The sequence below is a fragment of the Aliidiomarina minuta genome (assembly GCF_003987145.1).
Taxonomy (GTDB): Bacteria; Pseudomonadota; Gammaproteobacteria; order Enterobacterales; family Alteromonadaceae; genus Aliidiomarina; species Aliidiomarina minuta.
Genome location: NZ_PIPL01000002.1, coordinates 140,430 through 160,420, shown reverse-complemented (window position 1 = coordinate 160,420; position 19,991 = coordinate 140,430). Strand labels below are relative to the sequence as shown.

Sequence of the window (19,991 nt, the reverse complement as noted above, 5' to 3'; positions counted from 1 at the left end):
GTATGGGGGTAACCTACGGGTTTTCGCCCCTTTTAGTTCAACTAAGCTTAGTCTTTCAAGCTGAGGCACCAATGCGCAATACCGCTCTAATTATTCTGGATGATTTATCTGACTGGCAACCCTACCACCCAAGCCAGGCAGTGATGAGTGCTCAGGAATATATGCAGCAATCTGGTGCCCGTCATCGCGGCACTATTATCAACCTGTGTGCTGATTTATCCTATTTGTCTACTGGTTATTATGTCAGTTTGCTGGCTGAGGCCCGTGGTCAGCGGGCACTGCCGGCCGCCAGCGCGATGAATGACTTAACCAACTTACCGCATTACCAGCTGTTTTTGCGTGACATGACCCGTCAGCTGAACAAGTATGCAGCTAAAATCGGCCAGTCAGATGCAACTGAGTTGCAGATTCTGATTTGCTTCGGCCAGACTCAGGAAAGTGAACTGTCGCTGCTTGCGCGCCAGCTCTTTGAAGCTTATCCCTGTCCAGTTTTACAGGTGACCTTCCAGCGCAATGAGGACTGGCAGATCAAAGACCTGCAAAACCGTGCACTGCCACAACTCGATGACGCCGAGCAAACTCTGTTCGCCAACGCTCTGGATAATTTCAGTAAACGAGTATGGCGTAAAGCCCGCGCGCGCAAAGAATACCGGTATGACCTGGCTATCTTGCATGATCCGGACGAACACATTCCAACCAGCGATAAAAAAGCGCTGCAAAAATTCATTCAGGCAGCACGCGCCAACGATATGGACGCAGAACTCATTACTGCCAAAGATTACAGTCGGCTACTTGAGTTTGATGCGCTTTTTATTCGTGAAACCACACGCATTAATCATCATACCTACCGCTTTGCCAAAAAAGCAGAAGCCAACGGCATGGTAGTCATAGACGACCCGGACGCTATCTTAAAATGTGCCAATAAAGTGTTTCTGCATGAACTGCTGGAAAAACACAACGTGCCTATGCCCCGTGCTGAGCTTCTCATCAGTAGTGACAGCATTGACTACGCGGCTATTGGAGAACGCCTGGGGTATCCGGTGGTGCTCAAAATTCCAGACGGCTCATTCTCTATTGGCGTAGAAAAAGCCAGCAACGAGACCGAACTGAAAGATACCGCCAATAAGCTGTTTCAGACATCAACTATTCTGTTAGCGCAGGAATTTTTGTCGACTGATTTTGATTGGCGTATCGGCGTACTTAACAACAGGGCTATATATGCCTGTAAATACTTCATGGCGCGCAATCATTGGCAGATTTATAACCACAGCGAAAGCGTGAAAAATCGCAGTGGTGACTTTGCCTGCATGGGCGTGCACCAGGTACCTAAAGAGGTCATCAAAGTCGCTCTGCAGGCTACCCGCCTGATTGGGGACGGCCTCTATGGTGTTGATATGAAAGAAACCGCTAAAGGCCCTGTTATTATCGAAATCAATGACAACCCTTCCATTGATGAAGGGGTGGAAGATCAGCACCTGAGTGACGAACTTTATCGTATTATCATGGCTGATTTTGTGCGCCGACTGGAACGTTAATGATCACTCTACGGGAAGCGCTGGTGACTGACGCCAGTGCTCTGCATCAGCTGGAACAACAAAGCTTTAGTTATGACCAGATAGGTATGCGCAGCTTTCGCCGACTCCTCAAAAGCCCGTCTGCCTATTGCCTGCTGGCACTGAACGGCGAACAACTCGCTGGTTATGCTATTGTTCTGCATCGTCAGAATAGCCAGTACTGGCGCCTCTACTCTATGGCTATCAGCGAAAACTGCCGCGGACAAGGCATAGGCCAGCAACTGCTCAGGCATATTTTGCGGAAGGCTCAAGAAGAGCGTAAGTCAGGCGTCAGACTTGAAGTAAAGTGCGACAACCAGGCCGCCGTGAGACTTTACCACCGACACGGATTTGAAGTGACCGAGTTACTGCCGAACTACTATGAAGACGGCAGTGATGGTTACAAAATGCAGCTCAGTTTTGACACCGCTGCTGTCTGTTAACTACTGTAGTCTCGGGTAACCTGAAGCACCTGCCCTTCAGCGGCACGATAACGTGCACTAAGACTGTCGATCGCTTCGGCTTCCGGATTTAAGTCCCGACTCTTTAAATACTGGTCATTATACAATTTAGATGCCGAACGCTCCCCCAGATCACAGGCAAAAGTAACAATGCGTTTGCCTGGACCACGCTGCAGCGCGGCAAAATAAGCGGCGGCCAGATTCAAAGCTGAACTACTCCCCAATACAATGCCATCCTGCTTACGTACATATTCAGCAATGCTCACCAGATCCTGATCCGGCAGGTTCAGCGCATAATCTATTTTTGCCTGACGGAAATTCTCTACCCGGCGCATGATGCCAATGCCCTCGGTCATTGAACCCCCTTCCGCTTTATATTCGCCGGTTTTAAGAAAATGATAACTACCGGAGCCATCAGGGTCTGCCAGCCAGACTTCCAGTTCAGGGTTCTGCTCTTTCAAAAAACGAGAGTTGCCAGCGATGGTGCCGCCAGTGCCGGATACCGATACCAGAATGTCGATATTCTGCTCCATCTGTTGCCAGATTTCCGGCCCTGTATGCAGGTAATGCGCACGCATATTGCTGGTATTCTCAAACTGATTAGCCCACCAGTAAGCAGCATTTTCCTCAGCCAGTCGCCGCGCCGTATGATAAAAGTGGTTTTCATTTTTAAAAGGCACCGGATCAACAGCCTTCAGGCGCGCTCCGTGCATCTCTATCATGCGGGTTTTCTCAGCCGTCTGGTCATTTGGCATAACAACCAGCAAATCCAGGCCCAGTGAACGGGCCACCACGGCCAGGCCGATGCCAGTATTGCCGGCGGTTCCCTCGACAATCGTCATGCCCGGCTTTAAAGCTCCATCCTGCATAGCGTCGGTAACCATCTGCAAGGCCGCTCTATCCTTAATCGAACCTCCAGGATTCTGAAATTCGCATTTCAGAAAAATATCGCAACCACTCAGTGCAGACAATGAAGGCACCCGTAACATATCGGTTTGCCCAATCAAATCAGCCTGCCGCTGTGCGCTTCTCAAATGCCTCATTATTTACTCCTGATGGAATTAATAGCCTACATAATTGAGTCCAGTATAAAGCAGCTCAGTAAAGGCTTCACCTGAAGAATCTGCATATAGATATACAAATTAATTTGACCCCCTGCTATTCAGATGTATACTGATAGAAGCTTGAATATCAGCTCGAATTTATAGACACGTACGACCTTCCCCGTTTGGTAGAATCTCGTCCTGTTCCACATAAGTCCTTGCTGCTTCCAGCGATAATCAGCCGAAAGGCTATGCAATTTAATAGTTAAAAATCAGGATAAGTTATGTCTGAAGTCATCACTGGCACCGTAAAATGGTTCAACGAATCTAAAGGTTTTGGTTTTCTTGAGCGCGCAGAAGGTCCGGACGTATTCGTTCACTTTAGCGCTATCAATGCGGACGGTTTCCGTTCACTAGCTGAAGGCCAAAAGGTGCAGTTCTCTGTGACTCAAGGTCAAAAAGGCCCTCAAGCCGAGAACGTCACTCCTTTATAATCTAAAGGACACTCTGGCTTGCACGCTAAGAGATTCATAAAAGGTCGGTGTAAACCGACCTTTTTTTATGCCTTTTGCCCAGTATCTTTTTGCCCAGTAAGTAAGGCCTTAATGCGTTCCGCAATGCCACTGACTATCATATAAAACGCGGGGACTAAGAACAGGGTCAAAAACATAGACACGCTCAGTCCGCCCACCACAGCCAGTGCCAGTGGGTGCATAATTTCCGCCCCCTGACCCAGCCCAATAGCCAATGGCAACATGCCCAGTACGGTGGTTAATGTAGTCATCAAAATTGGCCGCAGACGCACACTGGCGGCTCCTAATACAGCGTCATAAACGCTCAGGCCCTGTTCACGACGACCCACTTCTATGTACTCGACCAGTAAAATAGCGTTGTTGACTACTATGCCGATCAGTAGTACGACGCCTATTAGTACTGGCGCAGACATGGCTGTACCGGTTAACCCCAGAATGCCCACCACACCTAGCAGCGACAGAGGCGCGGCGGTCAGAATAACCAGTGGGTTGCTCAGACGTTCGTATTGTACTGCCAATACCACAAATACCAGAAACAGCGCCAACAGAACGACGGTTTGCAGTTCCTGATTGGTTTCCTGAATAGTTTCCCACTGGCCAGAATAAATGAGACTGAAATCTTCTGGTAAATCAAAATCGGCCATGCGCCGCTCCACTTCCGCCATGATAGTACCGACGTCAGAAGCTTCCGTATTAATATCGCCGTTAATACGCACTACCCGATTCTGATTTTCACGTTCAATATGAGCGGGTCCCTCGCCCAGTTGAAATTCGGCCACATCGCGCAGCAAAACAGGTTCGCCCTGCACCCGAAACAGAATCAGATTACCCAGTACTTCTTCGTCGGCGACCTGATCGCGCGGCAAACGTACCCGAATGTCATACTCGTAAGAACCATCGATAAAGCGGGTTGGCACAGCGCCATCCACAGCATCACGAACGGCTCGCCCTACTTCAGAAACCCGTAACCCCAGGTCAGCCGCGCGTTCACGATCCACCAAAATACGCATCAGCGGGCTTTGATCTTCCCGCCCGACTTCAACGCCTTCCAGACCTTCAATGCCCTGCAGCCTGGCCGCTACGTCCCTGGCGGTATGACGTAATCCCATTAAATCTTCGCCGACAATGCTGATTGAAAAATCGCTGCCACCCGGACTGAATTGCAGACCGGAAATAGACGGCGGCCGCACGCTGATACGGGCACCAGGTAAATCCAACTCATCCAGACGCGACTGCGCTTCATTAACCCATCTGCCTGCGCTCATATCAGGGCGCTGAGAGGCAGGTTCCAATTGGATTCTCAAATTACTGGTGCCTGGTCGTGGATTGACAATACCACCTCCCAGGTGCCCTCCCACCAGAGCGAAAACAGATTCTACATAAGGCATTTGCATAATCACTTCTTCAATCTGCCGCGCGGCCCTGTCAGTCTCATCTGGAGGCGTGCCGCTGGGCAGGCTAAGCCGAACACCAACACCACCATCGTCTACCTGAGGTAGAAACTCGTTACCTAACTCACCACCAATACGAATAATGCCAAACACTGCCAAAGCAGCTACCAGAATAGTCATATAATGAAAGCGTAATACCGGTTTAAGCGCTTTAACATAACCATGACGAACAACATCAATAATCTGATCAAAGCCACGTATTAACCGCGACTCCGATAGCCCACTTTGCCATTTAATACGCGCTAGCAACGCAGCCAGCATAGGCACTACGGTCAAAGCCGCAGCCAGGGTTGCAAGAATGGCGAATGAAATGGTTAAAATCAGTTCACGGAATATCATTGCCGCGTAACCTGTAATCAGCAGAAAAGGCAACACCGCCGCTAAGTTAGTCAACGTACCGGCAGTGATCGCCGAAGTCACCTCGCGCGCGCCCGCATGTGCTGATTCATCCGCGCTTTTACCCAGCTGTTCTTTATGGCGGAATATATTTTCCAGCATGACAATAGCGTTATCCAGCAGCAGCCCCACACCTAACGCCAGCCCCCCTAAACTGATAACATTCAATGTCAGGCCACTTAATCCCATCAGACTAAAAGTCGCCATAATCGCAATAGGAATAGACAGCCCTATTACAAAACTTTTGCGCAGACTCCCGAGGAATAAGAACACCATGAGCATGGCAAGCAACCCACCCAATAAAGCAGCCGTACCCACACTGGTGATAGCGCCACGAATGAAATAGGCAGGGTCATCAATAGCCTGATATTCAATATCCTCCGGTAAAAAACCTGAACGTTCTAGCTGCGCCATGACCGCCTGCACCTGCTCTACCACATCCACAGTATTGGATTCAGGCTGCTTAGTCACCGACACTTGAACCGCCGGGGTACCATTCAGTCGCGCAAATAAACGCTGCTCGCGATGACCGTCTTCAACCTCTGCGACTTCACTTAATCTTATACGCTGCTCGCTGTCTGGTACCGTCAACAGCAGGTTTCGAACATCCTCAGCTGAAGTCAGCATGCCGTCTGTTTTGGCCATCACATCAAAAGTTTCCGAAGTCATCCAGCCACCGGCTATATCTACATTTTCTGCGGCCAGTAAATCGTTCACATCATTCATGGTAATGCCAAAAGCGCGCAGCCGATGCTGATCAACAACAACCTGTATTTCCCGTTCCTGACCACCCGCGGCTTCTACCGAAGCGACCCCATTAATGGCATTTAATTGTGGAGTAAGCTGGTTGATAACCCAGTCGTGAACCTCGACCTCAGAACGTATACTGGAACTGAAGCCTGCCTGCCATACTGGATCCTGCGAAGGGTCACGCTTATAAAGGCGTGGCGGTTCAATATCCGCAGGTAACTGAGTGCGGGCTAACTCAAGCAGACGCCCCGCATCCTGTAAGGCCAGATCCAGATTAGTACCCAGTTCAAAGTGTAAATTAACGTTGGTACGCCCCTCAGAGGCACGGCTATCCAGCAGCACAAGGTTCTCTGCGCCCGCCATGTTGCGCTCAATCACCCGGGTAACCTGCTCTTCCATGACCTCAGGTGCTACCCCTGGGTAATTGACCGTTATGGTAATTTGCGGATACTCAATATGCGGAAGCAGATCGACAGGTAAGCGCTGCACAAAGAACAGGCCCAGTACAATAATCACAGAGGCAATTGACAGTGTTCCTATGGGCCGGCGAATAGCCAGGCTTGCGAGACCGCGTCTGCTATCCTTACTCATATCAACCCCGCCAGTTTACAATGCGCACGGCGGTTCCTTCGCTCATATCTATTGGATTCGTCGCCAGCACCACATCTTCGGCTTCAATGCCCGCTGTAATTTCAGTCCACTGACCACGAGTGATCCCCGTTTCAACTGACTGATAATGCAGTCGCTCATCCCGTATCAGGTATATGTAACGCTCGCCGTCACCATCACCAATAGCTGCGGCGGGCACTGCAAGAGTATTCGGTCGAGCATCAATGATCATAGGAATACGGCCCAGAAACCCGGGTCGAATACCTTCTTCAAAACTATTCTCCGGCAGTAAAATTTCAACCTGAACCAACCGGCTGGAACGGTCTGCCATAGGAAAAATCCGTCGGATCGTGCCCTCGATAAACTCACCTGGCATGGCATCCAGCCTCACAGGTACTCGCTGACCAACGGTCAGATAGCGAACATCACGTTCTGATACACCGGGCCGCAGGACCAGCTCGCGCATAACCGCGAGCTCAAATAAGGGCTCCTGGTTTTCAACCGATTCTCCTTGCTCGATATGCCGTTCCACAACAACCGCATCCTGAGTCGCCAGAATTCGTCCAAAATTCATTCGTGTCTGCCACAATTCACGTTCTGCTTCAGCGACTTTAAACGCTGCTTCAGCACGTTGTTGCTCTGCAACACTAATAGAGTCGCTATCACGTAGCTGCTGCACTCGCTCGTATTCGAGCCGGGCTTCCTGCTCTCTGGCTTCAGCACGACGTAATTCCACTGCATGTTCGGAAACATCAAACTCAGCCAACAGTTGACCCGCTTCCACAGCGTCGCCTTCTTCAACGTGAACATGCTGGACTGTGCCTTGAGTACGGCTATTCAGGTGAATCAAAATGCGTGGCTCTACCGTGGCTGACAAAGTTACCTGCCGTGACAGGTCCCGGGGCACAACTTCATAAGCGGCAATAGGGGTACGTCGCTCTTCGCCAACGTCTTCATCATGTTCTGGTTCACCGCTACAGGCAGCCAGCATTGCTGTACATAGCGATACCATCAATAATTTAATCACTCGATAAAACCCTTATAGCCTTGTTCCATTCTTATGCTTACCATATTGTCGCGCCCTTTGCGGAAGTTCCAGCGCCGCCTTCGATGAGTGGCTTCTTAGATGCGACGGTTCTGCCTGACTTATAACCCCACTGCATATATTAGCTATCCATCAAGGTTACTCTGCATAATCACAAGCTGCAGACCCTGAGCGATATCAATTACCTTCGCAGGTTCAACATTAAGCGCCAAGGGCTGATTTTCCTCTTTCAGCCCGAGTAAAACAGCGCCCTGCTCACTGACTGCCCGCTGTAACTGACGGAAGCTATGCACGCCGAACCACTCATCAGGGACAGGTAGCAATATCATGTTATTACCGTTAGCCGCCAATAACTCATCGTAAACGGCACGTAACTCTGGGTAAACCGCCAGCTGAGCCAGTACGTGACTGATCATAGACGAAGTTTGTAACACTTCACTACCTGCTGTGTGTACGAAACCCACGTTATTAGGATCGGTAAGTTCCAGCAGGATCTGCGGCCGACGTGAACTGGACTTAAGTAAGTAGTCCAGTAACTGATTCGCCACTATACTGCGGGCATCCGCTTCTTCACCGGTCTGTAAGCGGTCACTACCAAATAAAATCACCGTATCGAAGCTTGCTGGTTGCAGCTTTTGCATATTACCAGGAATGGTATAATCCAGTTGTTGCAGCTGATAACGAATATCTGCGTCTACCAGTAAAGATTGCCGCTCCTCCACCGCCAAAGAAGAAACCAGAGTCAGCTCAAAATCATGTTCCCGGAAACTGGCCAGCTGATGCACAAAAGTCGGAACTTTGTTATTCCATCCTAAGACCAGTATACGCTTACCACTTCTCGCTACTTTTCTGGTGAGTTTCAGGCTCTCAGGTAATGCCTTTTCAACTTTATGTTTAGGTGGGAGCAGCACAATGTCCTGACTATGATCAGCCAGCAGCACCAGCTTATCCTGAGCGGTAATGCGCGTCTCTGGAGCCGGGTTCAATAAAGGTACCCAATGCCCTTCTTCTGCGCGTACCAGACCGATTGGAATCGCTGCCTCAAAATGCCCGTCAACCTCTTTCCAGGTACGTCCCTGCAACATTCCTGGCTGAGCAAGGTGCAGTTGACAACCTTTAGGATCGACCAGCAGATTATTCAGTACTTCAGCTACGCCGGGGTGGAGCAGGCTTTGAGTCACCATGCGGGCAATCGCAATATCGCTGGCAACCAGTTGCAAAGGGCCATGATAGGAGTGCAGTGCCAATGGGATTTTGTCCACGCTTTGCAATTCGGCGACCACCGCAGGCCGTCCCGCCTCATGTTCCTGCATATTCAGTGATAGCAAGATTTTCACCACTTCGGCATCAGCACTTAAGAGGCTGCCGCCAAAGTCACTACGCGAGGGAATAATGACTGCCCGCGCCTTGCCAGCGGCTACCCGATGCATGTGCACAGGATTCAGTATGGATCCTGAACGCATGACCACCCGACGCCGTTGCTTATACAGCAGTTGGTTGCTGAATAACTCAGCGCTCGGCCCCAGCGTAATATCATCCGCCAGAATGGCTAGCTTGGGTTTGGTTTTTTTGCCTTTAATATCCAGATATGCGCCGCCCCGGGTGCTCATCAACTCAGTCGCAATGGGCAAAGTGCGTGAGTTCCAGCCAAGAATAACCAGATGCTGTTGCAAAGCAACCGGGGTCAGGCCTTGCTCCAGTGTGCGCATTTTGCGAAACAACCACTGCGTCATAATAGCCACCAGCGTACCCATGAAAAGCACATAGCCAAGGACTGTCAGAATAGTGGAGATAAAGCGACGCCACATGCCTTCGTCATCACCCAGGTAACCGGGATCAGATAAGCGCAAAAAGGACCACCAGATAATCTCTGAGGCGGTCTGCCCGGGCTCCCGGACCCACATCACCAACAATCCACCAATTACAGAAATAATAGCGACCAGAACCCAGACCACCAGTAATTGATACAGGGCCCCTTTAGCCAGCTGACGCTCCAGATAATACTTTAAACGATCAACCACTCGCAGTTGAAACATGTACCTTTTCCTTATTGTCAGCTTTGTTTTAGTGCCTTGTATTCAGCCAGCCAGCTGCTAGCATCTGTAAAGTTATCTGATTTTTCTTTCATGATTAGGGAGTTAGCCCATGAGCCGCGCATCCCCTGCTGCTAAGTCTACATTGTTATTGCCTGTTTTCCTGCCAGCCATCACCGTTATTGCCCTGATCATTATAGGTACCATCAGCAGCCCTGAACTAGCCGGCGAAATTTTCGCTGATACGTTGAGCTTCATAACCGATACCTTTGGTTGGTTTTACATGCTCTCCGTGGCTATTTTTCTGGTTTTCATTATCAGCATTGCTCTTACCAAGTGGGGTCGTATCAAACTAGGGCCTGATCATGCAGAAGCCGAATACAGTTTCCCCGCCTGGTTTGCCATGCTCTTCTCCGCTGGCTATGGCATTGCTTTACTCTTTTTCGGCGTCGCCGAGCCGGTTCTGCATTATGCCGACCCGCCGGCAGGAGCCGCTGAAACATTAGACTCAGCGCAGCAAGCTATGCAGATATCCTTTTTCCACTGGGGCTTTCATATCTGGGCCATCTATGGCCTGACCGGTCTGGTGCTGGCTTATTTTGCCTTCCGTCACGGTTTGCCGCTTTCTATGCGCTCGGCCCTATACCCGTTAATTGGCGATAAAATATACGGCCCCTTAGGGCATACCATAGACACTTTCGCCATTCTCAGCACTATGTTTGGCATAGCCACTACCTTAGGTCTGTCGGTTACTCAAATCAACGCTGGGGTTAATTCATTATGGGGGGTCCCGGTAAATACCGGCGTGCAAATCATGTTTATTGCCGGCATTACGCTGGGGGCTATCGCCTCTGTGGTTGCGGGCCTGGATAAAGGCATTAAGCGCCTGTCTATTATCAACATGACGTTGGTACTTTTTTTGCTGGGTTTTGTATTTATCGTGGGGCCCAGTGTTTTATTGCTGGAAACCTTCCTTCAGAACACAGGCGCTTATCTGAATAATATCGTCGAACGGACTTTCAGTTTGCAGGCTTATGAGCGCAGTGACTGGATTGGTGACTGGACCCTGTTCATTTTTGGCTGGACTATTTCCTGGGCACCCTTTGTCGGTCTGTTTATTGCCAAGATAAGCCGCGGCCGTACTATTCGCCAGTTTGTTTTTGGGGTTATGTTTGTACCCACTATGTTTACTTTTTTATGGTTCAGCGTCTTTGGTGATACTGCGCTCAACCTGATTATGGTGGAAGGTTATACCTCGTTAATTGATGAAGTTCAGGCCGATCATGCCGTGGCGCTTTTCCGTATGTATGACCTGCTGCCATTCAGTACCATCATTTCCATGCTCACTGTGCTATTAATTATCACTTTCTTCGTAACATCTTCTGATTCAGGCTCTCTCGTGGTTGACTCCCTGGCCTCTGGGGGGGTCATGAATACGCCGGTGTGGCAACGCGTATTCTGGGCTTCTGTCGAAGGTGTCGTCGCGTCCGTACTGCTGTTAGCCGGCGGCCTGGAGGCACTGCAAACCGCCTCGGTCACCAGCGCCCTGCCCTTTGCAGTGATTCTGCTCATAGCTGCTTTTGGTATGCTGCAGGCGTTAAGAATAGAGGGTCTGCAACACGGTAGCCTGAAAGCGCATACTAAAGGAGCCCGCGTAAACAGCGGCCAGGGCAAGGGTTCCTGGGAGACCCGGCTGTCTGGACTGATTGACTTTCCACGCCAGGATCAGATCCAGCAGTATATTGAAAAGGAGGTGCATCCAATCCTGCTTAAAATTAAAGACAAACTGGTCGAGAAAAAATGGCCTGCCGACGTTATCTGGGATGAGAACAACCAGCGCACCTATCTTGAAGTGAAGCTTGAAGGGCAGCTGGATTTCTTTTACGAAGTCAGATTACGGGAACACCCACTACCGGATTATGCATATCCAGTGCTGCATCGCAGCCCTAAAACACGCGAGAAATTTGCTACTGCCGAAGTATTTCTGCGTCAGGGCGGTCAGGCTTATGATATTTACGGCTACCCGGAGAAAGATGTTATCGACGATGTATTAAACCAGTTTGAAAACTATCTGGCTTTCCTGCAGGTGAGTCCAGGCACCTTACCCTGGGATATGGCGAAACATGACGAAGAACTGGATGTCGAGGAAGATCCTGAAAAAACATGGAGTAGCGAAAAGCAGCAGTAATTGAATGAAGGCCGGAAATTCCGGCCTTCATGCTTCCTTACCACAATCAGCGCTTATTTTTGATGGTCGCTTCCATCGAATCAGCAGAGGTATGGCGGACATCTTTACCATGTACATTAAAAATAATGTATTCCGCTATGTTCTGGCAACGGTCACCTATACGCTCCAGTGAACGTGCAGAAAAGACTACGTCCATAATTTTCGGGATACTGCGCGGGTCTTCCATCATGTAGGTCATCAGTTGGCGCAACAAAGCTTCGTACTGGCGATCTATGCTCGAATCCGTACGGTGTACTTCCAGTGCTGCTTCTGCGTCCATGCGGGCAAAAGCATTCAACGCCTGACGTAACATATTAACCACCAACTGGCCCAGGTTTTCCAGGTTCACCAGCAAGTGCTGCTGCTCACTGTTAAAGGTTTCCTGTGCCACCCGTGCCAGACGTTTCACTTCATCACCAATGCGTTCTAAATCAGCTATGGTTTTTAACGTCGCTACAATCAAACGCAAATCACTGGCAGTGGGCTGGCGTTTGGCAATAATACGAGTACAGGCGCTGTCAATTTCCAGTTCCAGATCATTCACCTGACTATCTTTCCTGAGTATTTTTTCAGCCAGTTCAACGTCCGTAGTTTGAATAGCTTTCAGAGCATCCGTCAGTTGTTGCTCGACCATGCCGCCCATCGACAACACGGCATTACGCACCCCCTCCAGCTCCTCATCGAACTTCTCTGAAATGTGCTTACCAATATTTGTATGTTCCATTCTGTTGCTCCGCTAACGCGCCGGTTTAACCGTAACGCCCAGTAATGTAATCTTCGGTCTGTTTCTTCGCCGGGGTCGTGAAAAGCGTATTGGTTTCACTAAACTCTATCAATTCGCCCATGTACAAAAATGCCGTCTGGTCAGAAACCCGCGCGGCCTGTTGCATATTGTGAGTTACAATAACGATAGTGTAGTCTTCTTTCAGATCGTTAATTAGCTCTTCAATTTTCAACGTTGAAATTGGATCCAATGCCGACGCCGGCTCATCCAGCAGCAACACCTCTGGCTCTATAGCTATGGCACGGGCAATTACCAAACGCTGTTGCTGACCACCGGACAAACCAAAAGCGTTGTCTTTCAAACGATCTTTGACCTCGTCCCACAGGGCAGCGCCACGCAATGAACTTTCCACTACTTCATCCAGCGTACGGCGGTCATTAACCCCTTGTAGTCGTAATCCATAAGCCACGTTTTCGTATATTGACTTAGGGAAGGGGTTGGGCTTCTGGAATACCATGCCGATCTGGCGACGTAATTCAGCGACATCCACCTTAGGAGCATATATATTTTCGCCATCGAGCAGGATTTCTCCTTTGATATGGCAGTTATCAACCAGATCATTCATGCGGTTAAAACAGCGTAACAGGGTCGACTTACCACAACCTGAGGGTCCGATGAATGCCGTGACCCGTTTTTCTGGTATCACCAGATCAATGCCTTTTAAAGCTTCATCTTTGCCATAAGCCAGGCGCAGATTATTAACTTTAAGTTTAGTCCGCGCACTCGCTGTGTCGGACGCCGACGTATTCAGGTTAACCTGAGTTTTAATACCTGGGTTAGTTTGTTTATTCGCGTCATTTTGCATAGTTTCTGCTTCTTTACTCTGCTGTGAATTCATTTTGTTAATCCGAGTCGCTGCGGTATTTTTCACGCAGGCGGTTACGAATGCCTATCGCGGTCAGGTTGAGTATTACAATCAATAACACCAGGGTCAGCGCCGTGGCATAAACCAGAGGTCGCGCCGCTTCCACGTTGGGGCTCTGGAAGCCAACATCAAAAATATGAAAACCCAGATGCATAATCTTGCGCTCTAAATGGATAAACGGAAACTCTCCGTCCACCGGCAAGTTAGGTGCTAATTTCACTACCCCGACCAACATCAGCGGCGCCACTTCACCGGCCGCTCGTGCTATCGCCAGAATCAAACCTGTCATCATGCCTGGCGTAGCCAACGGCACTACGACTCGCCACAAGGTCTCAGACTTAGTAGCACCGAGCGCCAGCGAGCCCTGACGTACCGTACTTGGGATACGCGCCAGACCTTCCTCTGTAGACACTATCACCACAGGTAAGGTCAACAAGGCCAGGGTGAGTGAGGCCCAAAACAAGCCCGGGGTACCAAAGGTAGGTGAAGGCAACGCCGCTTCATAAAAGATGCGATCAATATTGCCGCCCAGATAGTAAACAAAGAAACCTAAGCCAAATACACCAAATACAATTGAAGGCACGCCAGCCAGGTTATAAACGCTGATCCGGATCATGCGGGTAACCGGGCCCTGTTTAGCATATTCGCGCAGATAAATGGCTGCCAGCACTCCAAAAGGCGTCACCATAATCGACATAATAAAGACCATGGTTATGGTGCCAAAGATAGCCGGAAATATGCCGCCCTCAGTATTGGCTTCACGCGGTTCACCCGTCAGGAATATCCATACCTGATAGAAGTATTCGCCAAACTTAGCCAACACCGACATGTCATTGGGCTGAGTAACAGCTACGATTTGTGCCAGTGAAATATTCACTTCCCGGTCATCTGCAGTGCGCATCAACAGGCTATCCCGACCACGTTCATATTGCAGAATATCCAACTCAGCTCGCAGTTCTGCGTAGTCTTCATCCAGCTGCGCCCGAGTCTCAGCTATTTCAGCTTCAGCAACTTCCCGCTCCTGGCCTGTAACTTCGTTCAGGTCCAGTTCGCGTTCACGCAAACGAAGTCGCTCCAGAGCCGTATTCATGCGCCCGATGTCACGACGCTCAATTACTTCGGCCTCATCATTTAAACGTACAGCCCGGGCTACCGCTTCCTGCACTGCATCGTGAAAACCTGCACTGTCGGCATTCAGGTAAGCCTCTCCATCTTTACTCAGAGCTACCGGGTAGCCGTAAAAATTGCCCCACTCACGGCGTTCAATAGCATAAACACCGGTCGGGTATTCAAATTCTCCCAGCAGGTTACCAAAGTGCCAGATAAAATCACGGCCATAGACATCGCGGTTACCCTGCTTAAACAGGTAACGAGTCATTAACTCTGCACCTTCAGGCACAGGGTTACCGCCTTCTTCGGCAGCCGCTGCAGTAATCGTCTGAGCACGAACTACCTCACCCATGACAACTGCTGGTATGCCTGTTTCCAGGTTCTGCACCTGTACTTCAGCGATATCAGCTGGCCAGAAATGACTTAATCCACGCACCGCTATCAGCCCCAGAACCCCAATCACCATGATGATGCTAAGAGTAACTGCACCGCCGGTTAACCAGATCCAGGGAGTACCACTACGAAACCATTGTCTCATTTTCTCTAACCCTCGATTTACAGGCTGCTGTATCGACGGCGCAAGCGCTGCCGTACGATTTCAGCAATGGTGTTCAGAATAAAGGTGAACGTAAGCAATACCAGTGCCGCCAGGAACAGGATGCGGAAGTGCGAACTGCCGACCGCTGTCTCTGGCAATTCCACCGCAATGTTGGCAGACAACGTACGCATACCTTCGAAGATATTGAAATTCACTATCGGGCTATTACCTGTCGCCATCAGCACGATCATGGTCTCACCTACTGCACGGCCAAAACCGATCATGACAGCAGAGAAGATTCCCGGACTGGCCGTTGGAATGACTACACCCAGCACGGTTTGCCAGGGGGTGGCACCCAATGCCAGTGAGCCCTGAGTTAAATGGCGAGGCACATTGAAAACCGCATCTTCGGCAATCGAATAAATCGTCGGAATAATGGCAAAGCCCATGGCGACACCCACCACCATAGCGTTACGTTGATCGTAAGTAATGCCCATCTCGGTAAACCACTGGCGCATGCTGCCGTCAAAGAAAGCAATCTCGATCCAGGGGCTCAGGTTGACCATCCACCAACCGAACAACAATACAACAGGTAACAGAATCGCAGCTTCCCAACCAGGCGGTACACGGTTACGTATGGCCTTAGGTAAAAACTTCCAGCCCACAGCAGTCAGCAACATGACCAATGGCAAACCAAGCAATAGCGAGAACACAGCAGGTAAGTTATTTTCCATAAAAGGCGCCAGCCATAAACCCGCCAGGAAACCCAGAATAACCGTAGGCAGGGCCTCCATGATCTCTATGGTGGGTTTTACAGCGCCGCGCAATTTAGGGGTCATAAAGTAAGCTGTGTATACCGCGCCCATAATAGCCAACGGCATCGCAAACAACATGGCAAAGAAAGCAGCTTTCAGCGTACCTATGGATAAAGGAACCAGACTGAACTTGGACTCAAACTCATCGCTGGCTGAAGAAGACTGCCAGATATATTCAGGGTCAGAACGACCTTCATACCAAACCCTGTTCCAAAGCGCACTCCAGGATATTTGCGGGTGGCGGTTCCAGACTTCGGCAACATGCAACTGATTATTCGCATCCAGGGTAAACAAGCGACGGTTTACCGGAGAAATAGCCAGGGTTGTAACTTCGGTATCTACGGTAGGTTGTAACAACAGAGTACGCGCCGATGTGCCATAGTGAATACCTATCTGGCCGGCGCTATCACCTGCTACAAAACCTTTGCGTGTATATTCAGGAGCAATGCGGGTAATCGCACTGCCATGCGAACGAAAGTCACGAATACGCTCTAACACCCGGTTATTCTGCTCATCCCGTACCAGAAACCACTGGCTCAGTTGACCGTCCCCAGTACCCATTATCAGGGATTCCGCACCGACCAGAAATTCCATTGCGGTAACAGGTTCGCCCTGCCCCACGTTAGCTGAGAATGTCAGCTCTGGCTGGCGAAAATTACGTATATCAAAATAATGCACATAACCTGCAGTATCCGCGATAAAAACACTGCGTAGCTCTTTATCGACCAGAATCTGTACAATCTCCTGATTCAGTTCAGGCAACTTGCTGAAGTTCGCCCGGGTTTGCACCTCCCCACTGAACATATCTTCACGCGTGCTCAGCTCGGCCATCACCAATCTGTTGTCATCAGTCTGAGCCACCACCATGGTAGTGCGCCCACCACGAGCACTTTGCTGCACCGCGAGTTGGCGTAATGCCTGCCCTTCAGGATCCACTTCAACGGGAGCTGCGCCAAAAGGAAACGCCAGAGAAGGCTCAATATGGCGCTCATCATCCGGATAGGTAATACGGTATTCGGGCTTGGTTAATACAACCCGGCCATCACTCAAACCATAACTTACCAGACCATTGATTTCTTCTGCTTTGGCAAAGCTGGTAACTTCTACATCTGCAGGCAGTGGCAGAGCCTCGTGATTACGTATAAGCCCTGTGCCTGCCTCAAAAAAAGTAACCTGACGGTCATCCGTAAAAACAACTCCAAGCTCTTCGTAACGCTCCATGACCAGATGCAGAACCTGCGTATCAGGACTTACCCCAGGGGCTTGATAACTGGTTTGTTCAGTAACGCTGGCGCCTTTAAAAACCGGCATTACTTCATAAAACAAGTAGATAAAAATAAGAGCTAGCGAAAAGACTACGCCAAAACCAGCCGCAGTAATGCCAAAACGTGATAGACCATTCTTAAACATGCGAATGCGGCGTCGCTTTGCACGCAGTTCCGCACTCGGTAATCGTGAATTACGCCTGGCGTTATTGAAGTTTAGTGAATCTGTCATAATACCTTTTACTCAAAGTCGCAGATATTTAGTGGGGCCATTCTAGCGTCGCAATATGACAGTAATGTGACGATGACATTAAACGGTCATTTTAATGTAAAAAAAGAGACACCGAAGTGTCTCTTTTCCTTGCCTAAGCAAATTTTTAATCTACACCCAGCTCAGAACGAACACGGGATGCAACGGTCTCTGGTAAAGGCACGTAGCCGTCGCGATGAACCACTTCCTGACCTACTTTTGAGTAAAGCATTTTGACAAACTCACGAGTCATAGGGTCCAGGGGGCGGTTTGGATGTTTGTTGATATAAACATACAGGTAGCGCGCCAGAGGGTAATCACCAGATGCAGCATTCTCAGCAGAAGCTTCGAAGAACTCATCGCCTTCATCACGGGCCAGGGGCACAGCGCGAACGCCTGAAGTCACATAACCAATGCCTGAATAACCAATACCGTTGATAGATTCAGTCACACCCTGCACTACTGAAGATGAACCCGGCTGTTCGTTGATGCTGGATTTAAAGTCACCACCAAAAAGCGCGTTGTCTTTAAAGTAACCATAAGTACCTGATACGGCGTTGCGGCTATACAGAGCAAAATCACGGTTCGCCCAGGAGCCTGTCAGACCCAGTTGTCCCCAGCGCGTGATATCTTCATGGTAACCACCACGGCGAGTAGCTGAAAATACCGCGTCTACCTGAGGTAAAGTCATGCCTTCAATCGGGTTATCTTTGTTTACGTAAACCGCCAGCATGTCCACAGCTACCGGTAACGCGTAAGGAGGATAACCATGACGATCTTCAAAAGACTGAATCTCAGACTGGCGCATTTCACGACTCATCGGAGCAAAACTGGCTGTGCCCTCAGTGATAGCCGGTGGTGCTGTTGAAGAACCCGCACCCTGAATCTGCACGTTTACATTCGGATAAAATTTATTAAACTCTTCGGCCCAAAGCGTCATCAGGTTATTCAAGGTATCTGAACCTATTGAATTCAGATTGCCGGAAATACCGGAAGCACGCTCATAATCTGGCAGGTTAGGGTCTACGTCAGCTGAGGCCTGTACACTCAAGGTCAAAGCAGCAGCTCCAAACAATGTAAGTAAACGGTTTTTCATCATATTTCTCCAGTTGCCCGATAAGTAGTGGGACTTAATTTAGAACTCGATGTCATCTTAAAGACACTAAATGACAGCTTTATGACAACACATTATTTTCCTTAAAATTTGTGCACAATACCTACCGACAGACCCGTAGAATTTTTCCCTACTACCGGCACTAACCTGGTATCACGGCCACTTGAAGAGACACTGAAATCTGCCTGATCTTCATTCGAAGTAATACCAAGAATTGCATACAAGGTCGTGGACTCAGCCAAATAACGATCAATACCCAACGAGAACATGGTCGCGCCAGTATCCGGGGTGTCGTTATCAGAAGACTGATACACCTGGCCCATCAGAGAGTAGTTGTCGCTCAGACGATACTTCGAACCCAGACCGTATACATGACGATCGCCACCAGGAATGTCGCTGGCGTGCTGATAAAAACCCAGCAACGTCAGGTTATCGTTCAGCGGAAAGCTGGCACCCAGACGAACAGCAGTAGGCTGCAATTCCATATTGTCAATTTCTGTCTCATAGCTTTCATAAGAAGCCCCCAGGTACAGGCCGCCATTGTTATAAGTAATGGAAGTACTGATAGCTTCCCGGTCATTGGTAGTGGTAGCACCCACGTCGTTATGAGGGGAGTAGTGCACGTCAAAAGTTACATTATTAAAACTAGGAGCACGGTAGTGGATACCATTGCGGAATCTGGGGTCAAAACTCATATCGTTGCCACTGGCAATGTTTCTCACGTCAGCCAGTCGATCGTTAAAAACATCGACCTGGGATCGCACTAGTTTACCAGGCGTATCGAAGGAACCGACACGCAGCTGGCCCCAGTCACCCCGAATACCCGCAAAAGAATTGCGGGTTGCAAAGTCACCACCGCGCTGATCAAAGCGTACATTTTGCTCCAACTGGACAAAGACCTGCATCCCACCTTCAATATCAGTAACCGCCCGAAAACCAAGGCGACTGGCGTTACTGGACACATTAAGTCCGGTATCTTCACCGTCACCTAAGGCGTCAATTGAAAGGTTTGCTCGTCCATATACTTCCAGGTCAGCCGCCATTGCTGGCAGCGCAATTGAAGTGGCAATAACAGCAGCCAGTAATAAAGGTTTGGTTTTCAAAGTCCTTCTCCAGTAAAAGTTAATAGTTGAATTACTGGATGCTCAC

The 19,991-nt window shown here is 49.5% G+C and carries 14 protein-coding genes; 4 read left to right on the top strand and 10 right to left on the bottom strand.

The genetic code is table 11. The annotated features are described in order from the left end of the window. The first annotated feature begins 71 nt into the window (after positions 1 to 71). Together CWE09_RS11005 and rimI are read left to right on the top strand one after the other, a co-directional pair. Entirely contained in the window at positions 72 to 1,535 is a 1,464-nt protein-coding gene (locus CWE09_RS11005) for a RimK family protein (RefSeq protein ID WP_126804096.1), read from the top strand. Continuing rightward, on the top strand, positions 1,535 to 1,996 hold the full coding sequence (gene rimI, locus CWE09_RS11000; RefSeq protein ID WP_126804095.1) for a ribosomal protein S18-alanine N-acetyltransferase: 462 nt from the start codon (positions 1,535 to 1,537) through the stop codon (positions 1,994 to 1,996). Before CWE09_RS11005 ends, rimI begins: the two co-directional genes overlap by 1 nt. Here rimI and CWE09_RS10995 read toward each other — a convergent pair. After that, positions 1,993 to 3,057, bottom strand: a complete 1,065-nt coding sequence (locus CWE09_RS10995; RefSeq protein WP_198679762.1) for a cysteine synthase A — start codon at positions 3,055 to 3,057, stop codon at positions 1,993 to 1,995. The two genes, rimI and CWE09_RS10995, sit on opposite strands and share 4 nt — an antisense overlap. 284 nt (positions 3,058 to 3,341) lie before the next feature. Here CWE09_RS10995 and CWE09_RS10990 point away from each other — a divergent pair, with 284 nt between their 5' ends. Then, a complete protein-coding gene (locus CWE09_RS10990) occupies positions 3,342 to 3,551 on the top strand; it encodes a cold-shock protein (RefSeq protein ID WP_126804094.1) in 210 nt (69 codons plus the stop codon). Positions 3,552 to 3,616: 65 nt separating this feature from the next. On the opposite strand, the gene CWE09_RS10985 is transcribed toward CWE09_RS10990, so the two are convergent. From CWE09_RS10985 to CWE09_RS10975, 3 genes are all read right to left on the bottom strand, one after another. Then, on the bottom strand, positions 3,617 to 6,778 hold the full coding sequence (locus tag CWE09_RS10985) for an efflux RND transporter permease subunit (RefSeq protein ID WP_126804093.1): 3,162 nt from the start codon (positions 6,776 to 6,778) through the stop codon (positions 3,617 to 3,619). 1 nt (position 6,779) lies between these two features. Next, positions 6,780 to 7,823 carry an efflux RND transporter periplasmic adaptor subunit gene (locus CWE09_RS10980; protein ID WP_198679761.1) on the bottom strand — a complete coding sequence of 348 codons (1,044 nt, stop codon included), beginning with the start codon at positions 7,821 to 7,823 and terminating at the stop codon, positions 6,780 to 6,782. A gap of 143 nt (positions 7,824 to 7,966) precedes the next feature. Next, the gene (locus tag CWE09_RS10975; RefSeq protein WP_126804092.1) at positions 7,967 to 9,877 is read right to left on the bottom strand and encodes a CASTOR/POLLUX-related putative ion channel; all 1,911 of its coding nucleotides are present in this window, start codon (positions 9,875 to 9,877) and stop codon (positions 7,967 to 7,969) included. A 109-nt stretch (positions 9,878 to 9,986) separates the two neighbouring features. Between CWE09_RS10975 and CWE09_RS10970 the strand changes: the two genes are divergently transcribed. Beyond that, positions 9,987 to 12,062: a BCCT family transporter gene (locus CWE09_RS10970; protein ID WP_126804091.1), complete on the top strand. Its 2,076-nt coding sequence runs from the start codon at positions 9,987 to 9,989 to the stop codon at positions 12,060 to 12,062. A gap of 46 nt (positions 12,063 to 12,108) precedes the next feature. Here the strand turns inward: CWE09_RS10970 and phoU are convergent, their stop codons facing one another. The 6 genes from phoU to CWE09_RS10940 form a co-directional block, all read right to left on the bottom strand. Further along, positions 12,109 to 12,825, bottom strand: a complete 717-nt coding sequence (phoU, locus tag CWE09_RS10965) for a phosphate signaling complex protein PhoU (protein WP_126804090.1) — start codon at positions 12,823 to 12,825, stop codon at positions 12,109 to 12,111. 25 nt (positions 12,826 to 12,850) lie between these two features. Then, positions 12,851 to 13,690, bottom strand: a complete 840-nt coding sequence (gene pstB, locus CWE09_RS10960) for a phosphate ABC transporter ATP-binding protein PstB (RefSeq protein WP_126804235.1) — start codon at positions 13,688 to 13,690, stop codon at positions 12,851 to 12,853. 37 nt (positions 13,691 to 13,727) lie between these two features. Beyond that, positions 13,728 to 15,398, bottom strand: coding sequence for a phosphate ABC transporter permease PstA (pstA, locus tag CWE09_RS10955; protein WP_126804089.1), 1,671 nt, complete (start codon positions 15,396 to 15,398; stop codon positions 13,728 to 13,730). Between the two features lie 17 nt (positions 15,399 to 15,415). Then, positions 15,416 to 17,710 carry an ABC transporter permease subunit gene (locus tag CWE09_RS10950; RefSeq protein WP_126804088.1) on the bottom strand — a complete coding sequence of 765 codons (2,295 nt, stop codon included), beginning with the start codon at positions 17,708 to 17,710 and terminating at the stop codon, positions 15,416 to 15,418. 145 nt (positions 17,711 to 17,855) lie between these two features. Next, positions 17,856 to 18,827 (bottom strand): PstS family phosphate ABC transporter substrate-binding protein, encoded by a 972-nt coding sequence (locus tag CWE09_RS10945; RefSeq protein WP_126804087.1) that lies wholly within the window; start codon positions 18,825 to 18,827, stop codon positions 17,856 to 17,858. A gap of 98 nt (positions 18,828 to 18,925) precedes the next feature. Continuing rightward, on the bottom strand, positions 18,926 to 19,945 hold the full coding sequence (locus CWE09_RS10940) for a porin (RefSeq protein ID WP_241974361.1): 1,020 nt from the start codon (positions 19,943 to 19,945) through the stop codon (positions 18,926 to 18,928). Positions 19,946 to 19,991 lie beyond the last annotated feature (46 nt).

Bases quoted from the DNA above. Each gene is read 5' to 3' on its own strand.
- CWE09_RS10985 (WP_126804093.1), bottom strand. From the start codon at position 6,778: ATGAGTAAGGATAGCAGACGCGGTCTCGCAAGCCTGGCTATTCGCCGG.
- rimI (WP_126804095.1), top strand. From the start codon at position 1,535: ATGATCACTCTACGGGAAGCGCTGGTGACTGACGCCAGTGCTCTGCAT.
- CWE09_RS11005 (WP_126804096.1), top strand. From the start codon at position 72: ATGCGCAATACCGCTCTAATTATTCTGGATGATTTATCTGACTGGCAA.
- pstB (WP_126804235.1), bottom strand. From the start codon at position 13,690: ATGCAAAATGACGCGAATAAACAAACTAACCCAGGTATTAAAACTCAG.
- CWE09_RS10990 (WP_126804094.1), top strand. From the start codon at position 3,342: ATGTCTGAAGTCATCACTGGCACCGTAAAATGGTTCAACGAATCTAAA.
- CWE09_RS10975 (WP_126804092.1), bottom strand. From the start codon at position 9,877: ATGTTTCAACTGCGAGTGGTTGATCGTTTAAAGTATTATCTGGAGCGT.
- CWE09_RS10995 (WP_198679762.1), bottom strand. From the start codon at position 3,057: ATGAGGCATTTGAGAAGCGCACAGCGGCAGGCTGATTTGATTGGGCAA.
- CWE09_RS10945 (WP_126804087.1), bottom strand. From the start codon at position 18,827: ATGATGAAAAACCGTTTACTTACATTGTTTGGAGCTGCTGCTTTGACC.
- CWE09_RS10950 (WP_126804088.1), bottom strand. From the start codon at position 17,710: ATGACAGATTCACTAAACTTCAATAACGCCAGGCGTAATTCACGATTA.
- CWE09_RS10970 (WP_126804091.1), top strand. From the start codon at position 9,987: ATGAGCCGCGCATCCCCTGCTGCTAAGTCTACATTGTTATTGCCTGTT.
- pstA (WP_126804089.1), bottom strand. From the start codon at position 15,398: ATGAGACAATGGTTTCGTAGTGGTACTCCCTGGATCTGGTTAACCGGC.
- phoU (WP_126804090.1), bottom strand. From the start codon at position 12,825: ATGGAACATACAAATATTGGTAAGCACATTTCAGAGAAGTTCGATGAG.